General features: G+C 57.1%; 17 protein-coding genes. 9 read left to right on the top strand and 8 right to left on the bottom strand.

Annotated features, from left to right (window positions below):
* Nucleotides 1-17: 17 nt before the first annotated feature.
* From GJU83_RS16605 to GJU83_RS16570, 8 genes are all read right to left on the bottom strand, one after another.
* Nucleotides 18-698, bottom strand: coding sequence for a sensor histidine kinase (locus tag GJU83_RS16605; RefSeq protein ID WP_069184501.1), 681 nt, complete (start codon nt 696-698; stop codon nt 18-20).
* Nucleotides 695-2332 (bottom strand): tetratricopeptide repeat-containing response regulator, encoded by a 1638-nt coding sequence (locus tag GJU83_RS16600; protein WP_069184502.1) that lies wholly within the window; start codon nt 2330-2332, stop codon nt 695-697. Before GJU83_RS16600 ends, GJU83_RS16605 begins: the two co-directional genes overlap by 4 nt.
* Nucleotides 2329-5847, bottom strand: a complete 3519-nt coding sequence (locus GJU83_RS16595; RefSeq protein WP_136629579.1) for a hybrid sensor histidine kinase/response regulator — start codon at nt 5845-5847, stop codon at nt 2329-2331. The genes GJU83_RS16600 and GJU83_RS16595 overlap by 4 nt, the downstream gene beginning before the upstream one ends.
* Nucleotides 5848-5900: 53 nt before the next feature.
* Nucleotides 5901-6407 carry a hypothetical protein gene (locus GJU83_RS16590; protein ID WP_153634724.1) on the bottom strand — a complete coding sequence of 169 codons (507 nt, stop codon included), beginning with the start codon at nt 6405-6407 and terminating at the stop codon, nt 5901-5903.
* Nucleotides 6408-6505: 98 nt separating this feature from the next.
* Nucleotides 6506-8272 (bottom strand): sodium:solute symporter family protein, encoded by a 1767-nt coding sequence (locus tag GJU83_RS16585; RefSeq protein WP_153634723.1) that lies wholly within the window; start codon nt 8270-8272, stop codon nt 6506-6508.
* Between the two features lie 6 nt (nt 8273-8278).
* Nucleotides 8279-8542 carry a DUF4212 domain-containing protein gene (locus tag GJU83_RS16580; RefSeq protein ID WP_069184506.1) on the bottom strand — a complete coding sequence of 88 codons (264 nt, stop codon included), beginning with the start codon at nt 8540-8542 and terminating at the stop codon, nt 8279-8281.
* A gap of 213 nt (nt 8543-8755) precedes the next feature.
* Nucleotides 8756-9463, bottom strand: a complete 708-nt coding sequence (locus GJU83_RS16575; RefSeq protein ID WP_069184507.1) for a 3'-5' exonuclease — start codon at nt 9461-9463, stop codon at nt 8756-8758.
* Nucleotides 9464-9479: 16 nt separating this feature from the next.
* Nucleotides 9480-11399, bottom strand: coding sequence for a putative nucleotidyltransferase substrate binding domain-containing protein (locus GJU83_RS16570; RefSeq protein ID WP_153634722.1), 1920 nt, complete (start codon nt 11397-11399; stop codon nt 9480-9482).
* Nucleotides 11400-11569: 170 nt separating this feature from the next.
* On the opposite strand from GJU83_RS16570, the gene smrA reads away from it, so the two are divergent.
* The 9 genes from smrA (at nt 11570) to GJU83_RS16525 (ending at nt 19182) form a co-directional block, all read left to right on the top strand.
* Nucleotides 11570-12151, top strand: a complete 582-nt coding sequence (gene smrA / locus GJU83_RS16565; RefSeq protein ID WP_136629582.1) for a DNA endonuclease SmrA — start codon at nt 11570-11572, stop codon at nt 12149-12151.
* A gap of 63 nt (nt 12152-12214) precedes the next feature.
* Entirely contained in the window at nt 12215-12406 is a 192-nt protein-coding gene (locus GJU83_RS16560; protein ID WP_153634721.1) for a hypothetical protein, read from the top strand.
* A gap of 79 nt (nt 12407-12485) precedes the next feature.
* Complete coding sequence (locus GJU83_RS16555; RefSeq protein ID WP_153634720.1) at nt 12486-12974, top strand: (2Fe-2S)-binding protein; 489 nt, start codon at nt 12486-12488, stop codon at nt 12972-12974.
* A gap of 1 nt (nt 12975) precedes the next feature.
* Entirely contained in the window at nt 12976-15180 is a 2205-nt protein-coding gene (locus GJU83_RS16550; RefSeq protein WP_153634719.1) for a xanthine dehydrogenase family protein molybdopterin-binding subunit, read from the top strand.
* On the top strand, nt 15173-16168 hold the full coding sequence (locus GJU83_RS16545; protein WP_228715199.1) for an XdhC family protein: 996 nt from the start codon (nt 15173-15175) through the stop codon (nt 16166-16168). Before GJU83_RS16550 ends, GJU83_RS16545 begins: the two co-directional genes overlap by 8 nt.
* Before the next feature lie 49 nt (nt 16169-16217).
* Entirely contained in the window at nt 16218-16844 is a 627-nt protein-coding gene (locus GJU83_RS16540) for a methylthioribulose 1-phosphate dehydratase (protein WP_153634718.1), read from the top strand.
* On the top strand, nt 16841-17401 hold the full coding sequence (locus GJU83_RS16535) for a 1,2-dihydroxy-3-keto-5-methylthiopentene dioxygenase (protein WP_069184513.1): 561 nt from the start codon (nt 16841-16843) through the stop codon (nt 17399-17401). The genes GJU83_RS16540 and GJU83_RS16535 overlap by 4 nt, the downstream gene beginning before the upstream one ends.
* A complete protein-coding gene (gene mtnC / locus GJU83_RS16530) occupies nt 17398-18090 on the top strand; it encodes an acireductone synthase (RefSeq protein WP_069184514.1) in 693 nt (230 codons plus the stop codon). Before GJU83_RS16535 ends, mtnC begins: the two co-directional genes overlap by 4 nt.
* A gap of 36 nt (nt 18091-18126) precedes the next feature.
* Nucleotides 18127-19182 (top strand): DUF3080 domain-containing protein, encoded by a 1056-nt coding sequence (locus GJU83_RS16525; RefSeq protein ID WP_069184515.1) that lies wholly within the window; start codon nt 18127-18129, stop codon nt 19180-19182.
* Nucleotide 19183: the final 1 nt, after the last annotated feature.

Genomic DNA, 19183 nt, shown 5'->3' with positions numbered 1-19183 from the left:
AAGCTAAAGCAGCCGACTCAAGGCAACCAAATCTCAAATACCCCACCACCCAGGCTCCCACCGTTGTGGAGCTTTATAGACCCACTTCTCTCTCCCTCGCTGTGCAGTTTGGCGACGGAGGAGGCGAAAAACAGCCCAAGGCTGGTGCTGCCACTTTTGAAATCAAGCGATTTGAAGTTCAGGGTACCGGTATGTTGCATACTCTCCGGATAGCCTCTCCCGTCGTCCTCAACACCAATCACAAGATAACCATCTCTTTCACCAGCAGTAAGCAGGATTTTGCTTCGAGTGTACCGAATTGCGTTGTTAATGGTGTTATTTAACACGCCGGTCAGAAGATCCTCGTCGAAAAAGCCGTTTATGTCTTCAGCCTCTATCGAAACATCAATGCCGAGGCCCTTAAGCAGAGGTGTGTGTCGTGCCAGGTGTTCGGTCAGGAAATCCGGCACAAAGTGTTCCTCAATGTGCGCGGAGAGGTTGTTCTCGCCAAGGCGGTAGATGCCGAGAAGTTGCACCAGATCGTTGTGCATCCTTTCGGCTTCGTACTGAAGAGTATTGAAACGTGCAGATTCCCCCAGGTTTTCCTCGTGTTCGGTGCGAAGTTCGTCCAGGGAGTTCAGGAGCATGCCAAGCGAGTTCTTCATATCGTGAACGGCTGAGGCGAGTACCATTGAAAAATCGATATTCTGGTCGTTCATTCCATCAGTCCCTTCAGCTTGCGTTTTAAGGCGATATAACGCCTATGTTGGCGATGTTGTTCGGGTAGTCCTGATAACCGATCAAGGCAGGACTGACAGCGCCTGAGGAGCTCAGTGCTGGTCGGGTTATTGTCGTGTTCCTTCATCAATACCTGAACCAGGTTAAGGTTCAGGGCTGCGTGATCAGGCACGATCTCCAGAGCCTTTGAAAACGTTTCTGCTGCTTCTTGCAAGTTTCCGGATTCGAAGGCTTTGATGCCATCCCGGTTCAGGCTTCTGGCCTTGATCTTCTGGCGGAATCCCACGGGTTCATCCAGAAGGCTTTCAATCTTCTGGAGAGTTTCAGGATCGTTGCTGAAGCGTTCGGACATCTCGGCCAGCAACTGTTTCGCATCGGATTCATGCCCCAGGCGAAACAGGGTTTTGGCGTAATCAAGCCCCGTTCTGGCATCCAGAACGGTGGTATCCTGGAGCTCCGGCCTGATACTCTCAAGAATCTTCGCAGCCTGTCGATCCTGTCCCTGCCCTGCGTAAATCCGGCACTGCACGATGCGGCTGCGTAGACCGATACCTTCCTCGCCATCGAATCGCTTTTCCATTTTTTTGAGTACCGCCAGCGCTTCTTTGGCCTTCTCGGCACCAGCCTCGTCGAGGTCGCCTTCACTCAGGTCCGACAGTGTCTGGCCCAGTGCAAGGTAGTGTTCGGAGTTGTCATGTATCGAGTAGGTCCCCAGTTCAACGGTTCGACGCCATGCATCTGAAGCCGTGTCCATGTCCTGGTTTGAACCTGCCAGTTCGGCTAGATGCTTTTGCCGGAGCAGCGCATTGGGGGAATGCTCGGCGGCTTTTTCGAGGACTTGCTGTGCCTGTGTAGGACGCCCCTGTCGTTCCAGCCCCTCTGCGAGCAGGTCATACGCCTCCATGTAGTCCGGATGCTTTGTCAGAAGGTCTCTGAGGCCGTCTACCGCCTCGTCGAGACTTCGTTTAGCAAGCAGAACCTTGCACCGCCCGAGCTTTGCCCAGGAAAGCTCACGTTGTGCCAGGACGTCATCGTAGATCTTGAGTGCGTGAGCCAGGTCGCCCAGCTGGAAATACAGGTCGCCCAGGGTTTTCATAAGCCAGGTCTTGTAACGAGGCTGCCGCGGCAGTGCCTGGCGGCATAGTGAAATAGCCTCCGGGTAGTTCTCCCGGTCGATTTCCCGGTTAATGGGCAGGAGGATGTTGCGCTGGCTGATCAGGGCGCCCAGACGCTTTTCCAGTACGGCCCGATTGATCGGTTTGGTTAGGTAAGCGTCGGGTTGATATTCCCTCGCTCCCATGACCATTTCCTTGGACGTTTCGGCAGTCACCATCAGGAAGAGAGACGAGCGCTTGAGAAGTTTTTTATGCCGAAGCTCCTCCAGTATGTGCTGGCCGTTCTTGCCTTCGCCAAGATTAAAGTCACACAACACGACATCTACGTGATTGTAGGTACAGTACTGAATCGCCTGATTGGCATGGGCTACCAGCTCAATTTTGTCGGCACCGCAGCTGCGAAGCATTTGGCGCATGGACAACCGGAAATTCTCGAAGTCATCAATAACCAGATAGGTGAGCTTGCCGAACGGGTTGAAGTCAGCTTTGGAATCGGTCATGAGCGCTTCTGTTTGAGTAGCTTGTTAACCAGTGCCCTCAGTGCAGCAGGTTTCACCGGTTTGTAAAGAATCTGGTAACCCCGGTCTATGGCATCTTCCCGCACTTCAGGCGCCATATAGCCGGTGATGAGTATTCCAGGGATGTCCGCGTTCAACGCACCACGAATGCTGTCCATGGCGTCGAGGCCATTCTTGTTTTCGTCCAGTTGATAATCGGCAAGTATAATATCCGGGCTTTCCCCTTCCAGTTTTGCCATGGCATCTTCCAGACTTTCCGCCGCGGTCACATCACACTTCCAATTGCCCAGTAGCGCCACCATTCCCTGCAGTATGGCCGGGTCGTTATCGATGCACAGGAAATGCAGTCCCCCGAGGTTTGAGACTCTCCGGGAGCCTGCAGCGGGCTTCGCAGCTGCGGCTTCGTTCTGCTCGGGCGCAGCTGTTGGTACCGTTATCCCAAAGACGCTACCGCGACCCTGGACAGAATGGACGCTGACCGGATGGTTCAGCATACCGCTGATACGATCGACGATCGCAAGACCAAGGCCCAGGCCCTTTTTGTCCCGGCCATGCTGAAACCGACGGAACTCCTCGAAGATATGGGTCAGTTGATCCTCGGGTATGCCAGGACCGGTGTCCCAGACTTCTATCCGGATATAGCCTTTAAGGCGACGGCATCCCAGGAGGATCTTGCCTTCTGGTGTGTAGCGTATGGCATTGGAAAGGAAATTCTGAACCACCCGGCGCAGGAGTTTGGCATCCGATCGGATCCAGACCGTGCTGGGTACAACGTGCAGCTCCAGGTTCTGGTCCTTGGCGATGGCGGAAAAATCGGTTGCCAGATGGCGCATGATGTCGTTGACGGGGAAAACCCCGATGTTTGGCTCCAGGGCCCCTGCATCCAGCTTGGAAATATCCAGCAGGGTGCTGATGATTTCTTCGGCGGCCCCCAGGGAACTGTCGATGTGGTCTACCAGATCTTTCATCTCACCGTCATCTGCTTTCCCGGCGAGGGCGGAGGTAAACAGTCTGGCTGCGTTCAGGGGCTGGAGCAGGTCGTGGCTGGCCGAAGCCAGGAAGCGCGTCTTGCTCTGGTTCGCCTGCTCGGCCACCGATTTGGCTTTCAGCATCTGCTCATTGATGACCTGGAGCTCCTGGGTACGTTCCTTTACCCGCTGTTCCAGGTAAATGTTCGTTTCCTTCAGGGCCTGCTCGGTTCGACGCATGGCGGTAATATCCTGGAAGGTCGTGACATAGCCACCCCCGGGGATCGGACTGCCATCAATACGCAAAACGGTTCCATCGGGCCTCTGGCGCTCATAGGACATTGGCCGACCCTCGCGCATGCTGGTGCAGCGGTCAGCCACGATTTCATCAATCCTGCGGGCAGAGAGGTTGGCGTTGGTCAGGTTGTAACGCATCAGATCTTCGACTGGGCGTCCGACCCTGACGAAGCCTTTCGGATAGGTAAACAGCTCCAGGTAACGATGGTTCCAGACCACCAGTTGTTGCTGATGGTTCACCACTGACACGCCCAGGCTAATGTTCTCAATGGCCGACTGCAGCAGCTCACGGCTGAAAGTCATGGCCTGGGAGGCTTCATCGACAATGCTGACAACGTCCTCGATCTGCATGTCCCGGCCGGTGAGGGTGGATTCCAGGACCACTCTGGCCGTAGAGGCGCCAATCACCGAAGCCAACTGGCGCTCGATGTATTTCATCAGATGGGCGGACGCCGGGCGGTGTGGGTGCAGTCGAATGGCATTGCGGCGCTCGTAATTCCGGAAAATGGTTTCCGAGCGCTCTTCACCCATGAACCGGTCCGTAAGAGCCTGCAGGTCAGACGTCAGTATCTCACCCTGCCAGCTCTGGTGTTGGGCCGTTTCGGCCTTGGGTTGTGGATCGTGAAAGAAAGAAGCAATCTGGATTTTTTCGCGGACACGCTGGCGAGTGAGCATTGAGAGCACGATGTACACGACCGTGTTGATCCCCAAACTCCAGATAATGCCGTGGCTTGTCTGGTCCAGCTCGGACCCGAACAGTGCAGTGGGCCGAGTCCAGTTCAACCCCAGGATTCCCTGCTGAACAAGAGTGTCGTTGACCCAGCCCGTGGTGGCGAGCGCCGGCAGTAGCAGGGTGTAGCACCACATCAGGAAGCCGAGGCCCAGGCCCCAGACGGCGCCCATGTAATTACCCCGGCGCCAGATAATACCGCCCACCAGCGCAGGTCCAAATTGTGCTGCCGCCGCAAACGAGAGCAGGCCGAAGGCTGTCAGGCTGTAATCTTCACCAGCCATCCGGTAAAAACCATAGGCTGTGAGCAACACCACGAAGATGGCGACACGCCGGATACTCAACAACAGGTAACTGAGATCCGTGCGTCGGTTCATGCCCGGACGGAAAAATTTCAGCAACGCCGGCATGATGATTTCGTTACTGACCATGGTGGCGATGGCCACGGAGCATACGATAACCATGGCGGCGGCGGCCGAGCCACCACCGAGGAACGCAAGTATCGCCAGCCATTCCTCGCCTGCCATGATCGGCAGCTGCAGTATCAGAACGTCAGGGTTGCCGGCTGAGGCCTCGGGCGACAACAGTCCGGCTGCGGCAATAGGGAGTACAAATGCGCTGGCTACGATCAGGTAGATGGGCATGGCCCAGCGAGCAATTTCGAAATCCCGATGGTCGGTGTTTTCGACCACCATGACATGAAACTGCCGGGGCAGGCAGATGATGGCGAGCATGGCAATGAGCGTCTGGGTTATAAACGCTGGCGCTTCAATGCCGTCTGTGGTCAGGGTGCCAATCAGATCTGCGTCTTTCGCCCGCTCAAACAGGTCTCCGAATCCGCCGTAAAGCCCATAGCCAACGAACAGGCCCACGGCGACGAAGGCCACCAATTTAATCAGTGACTCGAAGGCCACGGCCTGGATCATGCCCCGGTGATGCTCGGTGGACTCCAGATGGCGGGTTCCGAACAGGACGGTAAATACTGCCAGGGCAAGAGTGATGTACCAGGCGGAATCGTTCCAGGCCGCAGTGCTCAGTTCCTCATAGCCGGTTCCCGTTTCCGAAAGCACGTTGAAGCCCATGGCAATGGCTTTGAGCTGCAAGGCTATGTAGGGGACGCTGCCGATCAGGGCGAATGTCGCAATCATTGCCGCCAGTAGCTGGGATTTGCCGTAACGGGAGGCGACGAAATCGGCAATGGAAGTACTGTTATTGCGCTTGCTGATATAAATGATGCGGCGCAGCAAGGGCGCGCCGAAAACAAACACCAGCAGGGGGCCCAGGTAGATGGGCAGAAAACCGAGTCCCTCCTGGGTGGCGCGGCCAACGGCGCCATAGAAGGTCCAGGAGGTGAAGTAGACTGCCAGAGACAGTGCGTATATGTGGGTGCGTGCAAGGCGTTTGCGATACAGGCCGGGGTGTTTGTCACCGGCCCAGGCGATCACGAACAGGATCGAGATGTAGGTGATGGAAATGAGGACCAGCAGCCAGGCACTAATCATTGTTGTACGTTCCCGACAGTATCAGCAGGTAGAGGCATCACGCTAACGAGGTATCACTCTGCGCAGACGGTTTTATACAGGGTGTCTCCAGGCTCAAGGAGCTTCAGGTTGTCCACTCGAGGGCTTCCGTCAGAACCCAGTGGCACCAGTTCCCGGGTCGCACAGTTGATGATGTGAATGCGGTGGGAAACGGCATCCGTCATTTTCTGCTCGAAGCGGTACAGGGTAAAGCGAACAATGTCTTCGCTGTTCGTGTCACGACTGATGCTTTTGGTATCGACTGTCGAGAATGCAGTGACATAGGGAAAGACGAAGGTCCAGGGGCGCCACAGTATGCCATCGGTTTCGGTATTCACAATGACGGCTTCTTCGGGCAGGCGGGCCTCTTTCTGATCGAACCAGGTGTATTCCATATAAATGAGATAGCCGAGCATGCCCGCGCCGGCAAACACCGGGATAATCCACTTCGGGGCTTTGTTTCGGGTGGCAGCACGGATACCAAGAGCGATACCGGCAGTGCCGAGGCCGCAAAAAACAGTGGCGACAAATGTCCAGAACATAGAATGACTTCCTCAAAAAAAGAACGGGCTCCCTCATTGAGGAAGCCCGTTCAGTATCAACCTGTCAGTTCATTGAACGAAGCAGGCTGAGATGTTGCTTAGTGGTCTTGAGCCTGACCGGCACCACGCGGGTAACGGACGCTTTCAACCAGTTCCTGAATCTCAACGGGCGGTTCTTCAGTTGCGTTGGATACAACGAAGGCTACCGCAAAGTTGACGATTGCACCAACCGCGCCGATAGACAGCGGGGAGATGCCCAGCACCCAGTTATCCGGAGTGTCTGCCAGGTTGTTGGTGCCCGGAATGAACAACCAGCCCTTGTAAACAAAGATGTATACCAGGGTGAAGGCCAGACCGGTCAGCATGCCGGCGATGGCGCCTTTGTTGTTCACGCGCTTGGAGAAGATGCCCATCATCAGCGCCGGGAACAGGGAAGCTGCCGCGATACCGAATGCAAGCGCAACGACCTGTGCCGCAAAGCCTGGAGGGTTGGCCCCAAGGTAGGTGGCAACAACGATCGCGACCGCCATTGATATCCGGGCTGCCAGCAGCTCACCTTTCTCCGTGATCGCCGGGTTGATGGAACCCTTGATCAGGTCGTGACTGACCGCCGAGGAAATCGCGAGCAACAGACCGGCCGCTGTGGACAGTGCTGCTGCAAGACCACCTGCTGCGATCAGACCGATGACCCAGCCGGGCAGGTTGGCGATTTCCGGGTTGGCCAGTACCAGGATATCCCGGTTAACGACGAGCTCGTTGCCGTTCCAGCCGCGGGCTTCAGCCGTAGGCGCGAAGGCTTCGCTGTCGTTGTAAAGCTGGATACGACCATCTTCGTTCTTGTCGGTGAACTGGATAAGACCCGTGATTTCCCATTCCTTGATCCAGTTTGGACGCTCGTCGTACTGGATTGGCTCCGCAGCGGTGCCGTCCGGATAGATGGTGGTCATCAGGTTCAGACGAGCCATGGAAGCAACAGCCGGTGCAGTCAGGTACAGCAGGGCGATGAATACCAGGGCCCAGCCGGCAGACCAGCGCGCGTCAGCCACCTTCGGTACGGTGAAGAAGCGGATGATAACGTGGGGCAGACCTGCAGTACCGATCATCAGCGACAGGGTGAACAGAACCATGTTCAGCTTGTTGTCGATATCGGCGGTGTACTCATTGAAGCCGAGGTCAGTGATAACCTGGTTCAGCTTGTCGAGGATCGGCATGCCGGAATCCACGTGAGTCGAGAACAGACCCAGCGGGGGAAGCGGATTGCCAGTCAGTTGCAGGGAGATGAACACCGCAGGAATGGTGTAGGCAATGATCAGTACGCAGTACTGGGCCACCTGGGTGTAGGTGATGCCCTTCATGCCGCCCATTACCGCATAGACGAATACCACCACTGCCGCGATCATCAGACCTACGGTGGAGTCCACTTCGAGGAAGCGGGAGAAGGCAACACCGGCACCAGCCATCTGGCCGATTACGTAGGTTACAGACGCTACGATCAGACAGATAACCGCCACCAGGCGGGCATTCTTGCTGTAGAAACGGTCACCGATGAACTCGGGCACCGTGAACTTGCCGAACTTCCGCAGGTACGGAGCCAGCAGCATCGCCAGCAGAACGTAACCGCCAGTCCAGCCCATGAGGAAGGTGGAGTTGGCGTAGCCACCGGCAGCGATCAGACCTGCCATAGAGATAAACGATGCCGCGGACATCCAGTCGGCGCCAATTGCCGCGCCGTTGGTGATCGGGTGAACGCCGCCACCGGCAACGTAGAAGTCACTCGTGCTTCCGGCCTTGGCCCAGATAGCAATTGCGATGTAGAGGAGGAAGGAGCCCCCTACAAACATGATGTTAATGGCAAATTGACTCATTCGTTCTTACTCCTCGTGCACGCCGAATTTTTCATCGATCTTGTTCATGCGCCACGCGTAGTGGAAGATCAGAGCGATGAACGTGAGGATGGAACCTTGCTGGGCGAACCAGAAGCCCAGATCGGTACCACCAATCGGAATGCCCGCGAGCATTGGACGGAGCAGAATTGCAAAGCCGTAAGATACCAGGGCCCAGACGATCAGGCTCCCGAATATCAGGCGTAGATTCGCCTTCCAGTAGGCTTCAGCGTCGTAGCTATGACCTGACATAGGATCACTCCTGTGTTGTTGTTGTGGAGGTTGGGTGGGTTTTTGGTGAGGCACTTCGGTTAGAGAATTTATTATTCATATAAGTACTTCTCCGACTAGTTGTCCCTACTGACTTTACTGGTCAAGCGATTTATAGATATTGGCAAAAGGTCTAATTCTCAGTAATTTGGCGTGACGTCCGTCTATTTTCGAGACGTCTGGGCCAGCATCCATTCAGTAACGATGCATGTTTTGCAAACGCCGATGGTAATGAAGCTTGTCGTGCAATCCCTTCAGGGTTTTTACGCCCTCGGTGCGGGCCTTATTCAGGGCTATCAGGGTGAGCTCGGCGGTGGCAAGAGCGTCCGAGGCAGCATGGTGTCGTTCGCTGACTTCAAGGCCGAAATAATCCGCCCAATTGTCGAGCCCCTTGCCCCCGGTTTTCGTGTTGGGAAAAAACGCAGGCATCAAGTCCGCGACATCCATCCAGGTGTGGGGCTGGGTGTATCCCAGCTGAGCCTTCAATGTCTTCTCCAGGAATTTCTGGTCGAACGCCGAGTGGTAGGCCAGAATCGGGTCGCCATTCATCCACTCTAGAAGGTAAAGCAGGGCGTCCTCGATTTCGTGCCCCTGGGTCAGTGCTTCCGGCCCGATTCCGTGAATAAGCACCGTTTCCCTGATGTCGAGCTCTGGCCGCCTCAGAATCAGGTCGAACTGGTCGCCGAGGTGGATGATGCCGCCCCTGATAGCAACCGCTCCGATAGCAATGACTTCATCCTTGGCGGCATTCAGCCCCGTGGTTTCCAGATCGAGCACAATCAGACGGCAATCCGTGAGGAGCTGTTCTCCCGGTGTTTTCGCGTGGGGCAGATTGCCAGGATCGTGGCTGCCGATCTTCCCGCCCCGCCGATGCTCAATCCATTGTTTGATTTGTTCCAGCATGTCTCGCGCCTGAAGGTCAGAGTTGGTAGGTCACTTCGAGCTTCTGCTGCAACCGCTGAGCCTGCCTGAAGGATTCCCGCAGGATCCGGCGGTCGAGCGGGTTCAGATCGTCGGGATCAATATAGTTGGTCAGCTCCTGGTCCTTTGCCAGCATTTCCTGGTGCGCCCGCATCCGGATCGCCTGGATCAGGCTATAGGCTTCTTTCCAGGCGTTGGCATCTTTCGGGTCGAAGATGCCTTTTTTGGCCAGTTCATCCATTCGTTCCAGGGTGTTTGCCGTCTCAACGCCATTCGCCAGGGCAAAGACCCGAACAGCTTCAACAAATGGCGCCAGGCCCTGGCGTTTAAGGTCCAGTGAATGCTTGTTGCCTTCATCCGACAGGTAGCGGAAGTTGCGGAACATGGTCAGCGGTGGCTTGCGCTGGAAGGCGTTGCCGGCAAGCATTTTCTGGAACAGGGCGTTTTTCCGGATCCGTGCAAGAACTTTATCCAGAAGGGCATCCAGAGGCTCTGTCGGCCCATAGATGGCTCTCATATCCAGGAAAATCGAGGAATAAACCAGGTTTTGGGGCGTGGATGCGTCAATAAAGCGGATAAACCAGTCGTCCCATTCCCTGTCGCTCAGACACAGTTTCGGATTGCTGGCCATGATGTTGCCTTTGCACAGGGTGAAGCCGCACTCGGCCAGTTCGTCGTTAACCCTCCGGGCAAACGGCAGCAGCTTTTCCCGGACCTGTTCTTCGGTCATGCCTTCGGGCGTCTGGAACAGGATGCCATTGTCCTGGTCCGTCAACAGAGTCTGCTCCTGTCGACCCTCGCTGCCGAATGTCAGCCAGGTAAAGGGAATGCCGGGGTCGTGTTTCTTGATGTTAAGTTCCAGGACCCGGCGGACAGTTACATCGTTGAGTGTGGTGATGATCTTGACCACTTGCCCGGAGTCAGCGCCGTGGGCAAGCATGGCATCCACCAGGCGGGAGACGTCCGCTCGCAGGCTCACCAGGGTACGAAGGTGGGTGGCGGTGCCGATGGTGCGAGCAAGGTTAACCAGATCCACCCGCTGCAGGGAGAACAGGTCCCGTTCCGAAACTACGCCAATCAGCTTGTGGTCGTCGTCGATGACGCACAAATGGGCAAAATGGTGCTCCGCCATCAGCATGGCGGCTTCGAATGCATCCGCATGGGAGGGCAGGCAGCAGGGATCCTTGGTCATGACCTGTTGGATGGGTGTGTCCAGCGGGCCTGTGCCCTCGGCGATCATGGTCCGAAGGTCCCGTAGTGTGAAAATGCCGGTCGGGATGCGGTTTTCATCGGTAATGATAATGCTGCCGACATTGTTCTCGTGCATACGCGCCACGGCCTTGCGCACCGGAAGGTCCGGCGAGCACACAATGGGATTTCGCAATGCATAACGTTCCAGCGGGGTGTCGAGCGAGGTACTGGACCCCATCGAAGCCATGGCGCTCGACTGGATGCGCCGGTTCACCTGATCAAGCAGGCTGCTGACGCCTCGCAGGCAGAAATCCCTAAAGGGTTCACTTTCCGAAAACAGGGTAACGAAGGCCGCCTGCCCGATACTGAGGCAGAAGGTATCGCCCGACGCCCGGTGCAGGGTTCTGGTTGGCCGCTCGCCGATCATGGCGGCCAGAGGAAAACACTCACCCTGGCTGATTTCGAAGGTCGTTTCGGTGCGGTCTTCCTTATCGTTGTGGCGCTCGCCACGAATCCGCCCTTGTTTGACTACGTAGAATCGTTTTACGACGTCATGGTCCGGAGAGAGGACAACGTCGCCATCGGCGTAAAACTGAATGGAGGCATTCTCGGCGAAATGCGCCAGATGCGCATCATCCATGCTGGAAAAGGGCGCATGTTCCCGCAGAAACGTCATTATTGCTCGGATGTTCTGGGGGCGATCATTTTCCGGGTTCGCTGAGGCCATGTCCGTCGTCACTCGCTGGTTATTATTGTCCGTCTGAAGTGTAGTGTAGCCAAAGCGTTCGTCGCCTTACGATTTTGGTCGCAGGAAGCCTGACATAGATCAGTTTTCTTTAAGGCCACTGACCCGGGTGGTAAAGTCAGTATCTGAAACTGGTTATTAACTGTAATGCCATGACAACCAAAGAAGAGCGCCTCAGCTTCCTAGAGGAAATGAAAGACGTCCGGCGTATCCGTAAGCCCAACCGGGCGGAGGTGACAACGCCCCGCGAACTGACGCCCGGCCATCTGGAACGTCAGAGGGCGGCCGTGGAGAAACCGTTGCGGGATACCAACCCGTTGACATCCGACATGGTGGAACCGCTCACGGCTCACGATGTATTGAGCTGGCAGCGGCCGGGCGTTCAGCACGGCGTGTTCCGCAAGCTCAGGCTCGGGCAGTATCCGATCGAGGCGCGCCTCGATCTGCACCGGATGACCGTTGAGCAGTCCCGGCGTGAAGTTTTCAGGTTTATTGGCGATTGTGTCCGCTACGGATTGCGTTCGGTCATCATTCTGCATGGCAAGGGCGAGCGCAATCCCGATGGAATTGCCCAACTCAAGAGCTACCTCGCCAAGTGGCTACCGGAGCTGGACGATGTCCTGGCGTTTCATTCGGCCCAAAAACACCATGGTGGTACCGGTGCGGTTTATGTCATGGTGCGAAAAAGTGACCGGGACAAGCAGCATAATCGTGAAATCCACGGAAGCCGTTAGCGGCTCCGATCCCAGACACCCTTAAATCAGAGCCGCCATGGCGGCTGAGCGGAGGTTATCGTCGTGAAAAAAGTTGCAGTAGCTGTATTGGCCATGCTGGCGCTGGCGGGTTGCAAGGATCGAGTGATCTGGAACGACAACGGTAAAGTTGAAGAAGCCACCACGGATCGCGAAGTCTGGAACTCCAACGGCAAGATGGAATCTGGTGAACGCAAGATCTGGGTTAACAAGGATGGCGAGGAAATCGTCAAATAGACCCTGAGCATCTGCCGCAGCCTCGGGCACAACAATAAAACCGGGCAACAGGACCGGAAATACAAAGGAGAGAGTTGGGATGGCCGTGAGCCTGACAGTTAACGGCGACGAGCGGTCGCTGAACATTGAGGGCGATACGCCGCTTTTGTGGGTATTGCGTGATGAGCTGGGGCTCAAGGGCACTAAATTCGGTTGCGGTGCCGGCCTTTGCGGCGCGTGCACGGTGCACCTGAACGGGCAGCCTGTACGCTCCTGTTCCACGCCCGTTGAAATGGCCGCCGGCGGCGAGGTCGTCACGATCGAAGGGCTGACTGATGGCGATCGGCTTCATGCCCTTCAGGAGGCCTGGATAGAACACGGTGTTCCCCAGTGCGGTTACTGCCAGTCCGGCCAGATTATGAGTGCAGCTCACTTGCTGGCGAACAACTCCACCCCCTCACGGGACGAAATCGTCGCCGCCATGACGGGTAACCTTTGCCGATGCGGGACCTACTCGCGGATTATTGCAGCCGTAGAATCCGTCGCTGGCTCTGAGTCTTCAGGCGGCTCTCAGAAAGGGGGCGCGTAACATGGCGATGAACCGACGGAATTTCCTCAAGGTCAGTGCCGGTGCCTCCGGCAGTCTGGTGGTTTCACTGACGTTGCCGGGCTGTGCCGGAATCCAGACCGGCTACGAGCCGGATACCGGTGAGTGGCGGCCCGATGCCTGGCTCGAACTGACCACTGATGACGAAGTTTTCTTCACCCTGGCCCGGGTAGAAATGGGTCAGGGGACCTACACCGGGTTGACGACGCTTATTGCCGAGGAGCTGGAAATCCAGCCAGAGCAGATTAAACCCCGCTTCGCCCCGGTGGCACCCGAGTATCGAAATCCTTTGTACAAACTTCAGCTCACCGGCGGTAGCACCAGTGTTGCAACCAGTTGGGAGCCCTTGCGAATGGCGGGGGCTGAAGCCCGGCAGATGCTGGTTATGGCCGCGGCTCGGGTCTGGAACGTTGAAGCTAGCGATTGCCGGGCCAGTGAAGGGCGGGTGGTGCACCCGAACGGTATCGATTCCTTGGCCTATGGCAGGTTGGTCGAGCTGGCTGCCAAAGAAGTGGTTCGGGGTGACATTGCCCTGAAACCACGAAGCGAATGGAAGTACATCGGCAGGGAAAGGGGCAAGCTGGATGCCCGGGCCAAGTCGACGGGAACCGCGGTGTATGGGATTGATGTGGAACTTCCGGACATGGTTTATGGGGTGGTGACCAGGTCGCCCAGGCGCGGAGGCAGGCTACTGGGCTTTAACGGCGATCAGGTCCGGGCAATGGCGGGAGTGCTCGACGTTTTCGAGATCGAGCGCGGCGTTGCCGTCGTTGCCGACAAGTACTGGCGGGCCCGGAAAGCCCAGGACGCGCTCCGGATAGACTGGGATTTCTCGGATGCCGTGTCTTTGTCCACGAAGGATGTGTTTGATTCCTATCGCTCTGCCGCTGATGAGGACCCCGGGGAGTCCGAGCGCAGTGAAGGCAGTTTTGCCAGCGCTGTGGAGGAGGGTGACCGAGTAGTGGAAGCCGAGTACGCCCAGCCCTACCTCGCCCATGCTACTTTAGAGCCCATGAACGCCACGGCCTGGTATCGCGAAAACCGGATGGACGTGTGGGCGCCCACCCAGGCGCCGGACCTTGGACGGATCGCGGCGGCCAGGGTAACCGATCTCGGGCCCGACGATGTCACCATCAATACCACCTTTCTCGGCGGCGGCTTTGGCCGTCGGCTGACCCAGGACTACATAGAGGAAGCGGCGGCCGTGGCCTATCGCATCCGGCGGCCGGTTAAAGTTATCTGGTCCCGGGAAGAAGACACCCGCCATGACCTCTATCGTCCGGCGATGCTCCACCGCATGAAAGCCAGTCTGTCTGGTGGCGAGCTGACGGGCTGGCATCACCAGATCGTTGGACCGCAGATCCTGGACTGGTATGTTCGCAACGCGGCGCCTGCCCAGTATCCCTGGGCGCCGAAGTTCATGTACGACACTCTTGGCTCCGTCGGTCTGATGGCCGAGGGCATTGCCACTCCCAAAGATATCTCCGCGATCGAGGGGGCTATTGAGTACCCCTACCGGGTGGCCAATATTGATATTCGCCATACCCACACCGACCCCGGCATTCCCATTAGCTGGTGGCGGTCCGTGGGCTATTCCCACAACGGCTTTGCGGTTGAGACCTTTATGGACGAACTGGCCCACGAGGCCGGAGAAGATCCATACCAGTTTCGTCGTCGGCTGATTTCCCATGAGCCACGGCACCTGGAAGTGCTTGATCGGGTTGCCCGCCTTGCCAATTGGCAGTCCACTTTGCCAGAAGGCCGGGCCCGGGGCCTTGCATTATTCCGTAGTTTTGGCACCTATGTGGCGCAGGTGGTGGAAGCCGGAATCGAGAATGGCACGGTTCGGGTCTACAAGGTCACCTGTTCGGTGGACTGCGGCCAGGTCGTGAATCCACGAATCGTGGAGGACCAGATCGAGGGTGGCATTCTGTTCGGTCTGACGGCAGCGCTCTACGGGGAAATTACCCTGCAGAACGGTGAGGTGCAGCAGAGCAACTTCCACGATTATCCGTTGATGAGACAGTACGAGCGACCCGAGGTGGTGGTGGATATTGTTGATAGCGCCGAGGCGCCGACCGGTGTTGGTGAGCCGGGCGTGCCGCCAGTCATTCCGGCCCTGGGTAATGCGCTGTTCGCACTGAATGGTAAACGCCAGCGAAGCCTGCCGTTGAAAGCCGATGTCTGAGTCAAGCGTCGCTCATTCGGTCGCCACGGGGCGTCAGATGGTTATTGCCAGGATGTCTGAGTGGCTGCAGGCGGGGCAGAGGGTGTGGTTGTGCACCATCGTCGAGACCTGGGGGTCCTCACCGCGTCCGGTTGGTTCCTGGCTGGCGATTGCGGAATCCGGCCACTGGAGCGGCTCGGTTTCCGGGGGTTGTCTGGAGGAGGACCTGTTGCGGCGCACGGCCGAAGACGGGCCAGATCATCCCGTCTTTGTTGATTACGGCATTACGGATGATGACCGGGATCATTTCCAACTGCCTTGCGGCGGCAGGATCCGGCTTCTTGTGGAGCCCCTTCAGGGACAGTCAGGCCTTGATCATGTTAACGCGCTTGCGGGCGCCTTGCGCGATCGTGAACCGGTGGTCCGCCGCGTCCCCCTGAATGGTATTGTGGCTCTGGAGCGCGCTGCGGTCAGGGCTGGTAAGTCTGTTAGCTTTGACGGCGAGCAGCTTGTCCACGTTCTGCAGCCTGAGTGCCGGCTGTTGTTGATTGGCGCTGGCGAGGTTGCCCGTTACGTTGCGGAATTTGCGACGGCGGCGGAATTTGCTGTAACCCTTTGCGAGCCCAGGGAAACGTTTGCCTCAGGCTGGAGCTACGATCAGATTCCTCTGGATCGCCGCCTGCCCGATGATCTGATTTCCAGAGAGTTTGGCGACGCTTGGTCAGGCATCCTGGCACTGGCTCATGATCCTCGCATAGACGATATGGGCTTGCTGGCGGCCCTTCATTCCAATGCTTTTTACATTGGCGCCATGGGGTCCCGGAAAACCTCGGAAGCAAGGCGGGAACGACTGGCCTCTCTGGGGCTCGATGAAGCTGCACTGGGAAGACTGCGAGCGCCCATCGGCGTCGATATTCCCAGCAAGACTCCGGCAGAAATTGCCATCTCCATTGTCGCCGATCTGATCTCTGCAAGGCATCATTTGCGGGGCGCCGCTTCGTCCCTATAATGGCGGCCATGGGAGTGTTGTAAGCACTCTGAATCCCGGGAGAGAGCTCGTGTTTGATGTAACCCGATACGCAGTCGCTGCAGAAGCAATAATTGAGGCCGGCCGCTTTTTGTACCAACAGGGCTGGTCACCGGCAACCAGCAGCAACTATTCCGCCCGCGTAGACGGCGAACACATTGCCATAACCGTTTCTGGCCGCCACAAGGGGCAGCTGGGTGCCGGTGATGTTATGGTCGTAGACCTGGCGGGTCGCCCGGTGCAGAGTGATTGTCGCTCCTCGGCAGAGACCCGTTTGCATACGGTGTTGTACGAGGTGTTTCCGGAGGTTGGAGCGGTCCTTCACACGCACTCGGTGAAGGCAACGGTTCTCAGCCGCTTGCTGGAAGCTGGCCATCCGCTGACACTGGAGGGCTATGAGCTTCAGAAGGCGTTTACGGGAGTCGATACCCACGAATCGGTACTGACCGTTCCGGTGTTTGACAACACCCAGGATATCGACGCGCTGGCGGAGCAGACCCGGGAATGGTTCCGGGAGCACCCCGAGCAGCCCGGGTATCTGATTCGCGGCCATGGCCTGTATACCTGGGGTAAAACCATGGCCGACTGCCTGCGCCATGTCGAGGCCTTTGAATTCCTGTTTGAATGTGAACTTGAAACCATGAGGGTCCGCCCATGACCACCCTGAGTATTTTTGACCAGAGCCAGCCTGAAGAGGCACACACAGTCACCGAGAACCCGGAAAGAATAAGGGAACTTCTTGCCCGTCACGGTGTGCGCTACGAGCAGTGGCCAACCAAGGATCTGCCGGCTGATGCATCCCAGGAAAACATCCTCGAAGCCTACAGCGAGGAAGTGTCGAAACTGAGAGAGGAGTGTGGTTTTCAGTCTGCGGATGTGATCAGCCTGAACCCGGACAATCCGCAGAAAGATGCATTTCGGCAAAAGTTCCTGGATGAGCACACCCACAGTGAAGACGAAATCCGTTTCTTTGTCCGTGGCCAGGGCCTGTTTTACCTGCATTTCGGCAACGAGGTGTTTGCGGTGCTTTGCCAGAAAAACGATCTGATCAGCGTGCCAGATGGCACGCGGCACTGGTTCGATATGGGGCCTGAACCGGCGTTTACCTGTATTCGCCTGTTCACCAACCCGGAAGGCTGGGTCGCCGATTTTACCGGTGAAGACATCGCCAGCAGGTTGCCCCGATACGAGGCACTGGCAGGAGCGGCGGAATGATCCGGGTTGTGCTGACGGACATCGAAGGGACCACCAGCTCGATCTCGTTTGTGCACGATGTCCTTTTCCCCTACGCGAGCGAACACCTGCCGGGATTTGTCCGCGATCGGCATCAGGACACGCCTGCGGTGTCCGAGCAGCTGGACGCAGTGGCGGAGGCGTCAGGTATTGCTCGTGAGGATATTGATGGCCTGATTGAAGTTCTAAAGACCTGGATCAAAGAGGATCGCAAGGAAACGTCCCTGAAGGCGCTGCAGGGCATGGTCTGGGAACAGGGATACCAGCAGGGAGAGCTGAAGGGCCATATCTACGCCGATGCAGCCGATTACCTGCAGCGCTGGCATGATCGGGGGCTGCGTTTGTTCGTATATTCCTCAGGATCGGTCAAGGCCCAGAAGCTGATTTTCGGTTTCACCACGGAGGGCGACTTTACGCCATTCTTCTCTGGTTACTTCGATACTCGTATCGGTGGCAAGAAAGAGGCCGCTTCATACCGCAATATCTTGTCTGAATTGGGCGTTGAGGCGTCCACGGTGCTGTTCCTTTCAGACGTGGAGGCCGAACTCGAGGCAGCCGAGGAAGCCGGTATGCAAACCGCCTGGCTTGTTCGCGAGGGGGATCTGCCGGAGACAGAACGTTTTGTTGCGCGTGATTTTGCGGAGGTGGATACCCTGCTGCAAAAGCGCTAGGCCAACGCCCCTAAAACGCCATAGCAGGAGGACTTGATGCCCGGAACCGGTTTTTGCAGAATCGTTGCGCCGGTTCTCGCTATGCTTCTTGCCGGTTGCGACCCATTCTCTGATGCCCGCCCCATGATGGATGAGTATGTGGAGCGGGTCGCCCGAGTGCTGGAATCCGATCCTGAGTTTTCTGATATCCCTTCCGCAAGTCAGCTTCCCCGCCGTCGCGATCGGGTGTTGCCCATGCCCGAGCTGGAAATGGGGATGCTCGACTTTCTTTCGCTTTACGGATGTGAACTCCAGTACGTGGTTGGGGAGAAAACCTCGGTGATGGGGCGGGTGATGCAGCCCCTGAACCGTTTGCGCTATGAAATCCGGTTTATTGAAACAGCCAGGGAGTGCCTGCCGGACATAGAGGATGAAGAGTTCGCCGAAGAGCTTACCGGCGCCATCGACAGCAAGCTGGAATCCCTGCCCATTGCCATCTGGAATGCCACCTGGGGCGTTGAAGAGATCGAGAAACTGTTCACTCTGGCCAAGGGCTATTACCCGGTAGCGCCGGAGAGCAATCCGGTGTCTGATCTGGCTCTTGATATCGACAGCCTGAATGCAGCCGTTGTGCGTCTATACTCGGAGGACCTGGCGGTTTCCCTCGATTTTGCCGGCGACGTTCATCAGCGTTGGCAGGCGGAATTCCGCGCCGGCCAGTTGATCAACAGCGCACTTCTTCTGACCGCCCGGCTCCAGGATGGCACGGAATTGCTCAGGCAGAGAATCAACGGTCGGCCCCTGTGTCTTAACGGTCAGTCCAATAACCAGTCGGATATTGTGCAGAACATGTTTTTCAGTGTGTATATCGAAAAGATCCAGCCCTACATGAGCGCCGTGAATCAGGGGCGGGCTGCGCTCATTGAGCCGTTTGAGCGGCTGGCCAAAGTCCAGAAAGAGGTCATGCCGGAGAGTTTTACGGCGTGGTACCAGCGCCATCTCTCGCAGGGAGCCCAGAGCAGTCTCTGGCGGGAACTGGATGTAGCCATGATGGCGCATACCAGAGCCTGGCAGGAATTGCTGGGCCAGTGCGGGTTGCGCCCCGGCGCCTGAC

Origin of the sequence: Marinobacter salsuginis, from assembly GCF_009617755.1 — a bacterium.
GTDB lineage: Bacteria > Pseudomonadota > Gammaproteobacteria > Pseudomonadales > Oleiphilaceae > Marinobacter > Marinobacter salsuginis.
Note: the sequence above shows the minus strand (reverse complement) of the source record. Positions and strands in the feature narration are given on the sequence as shown.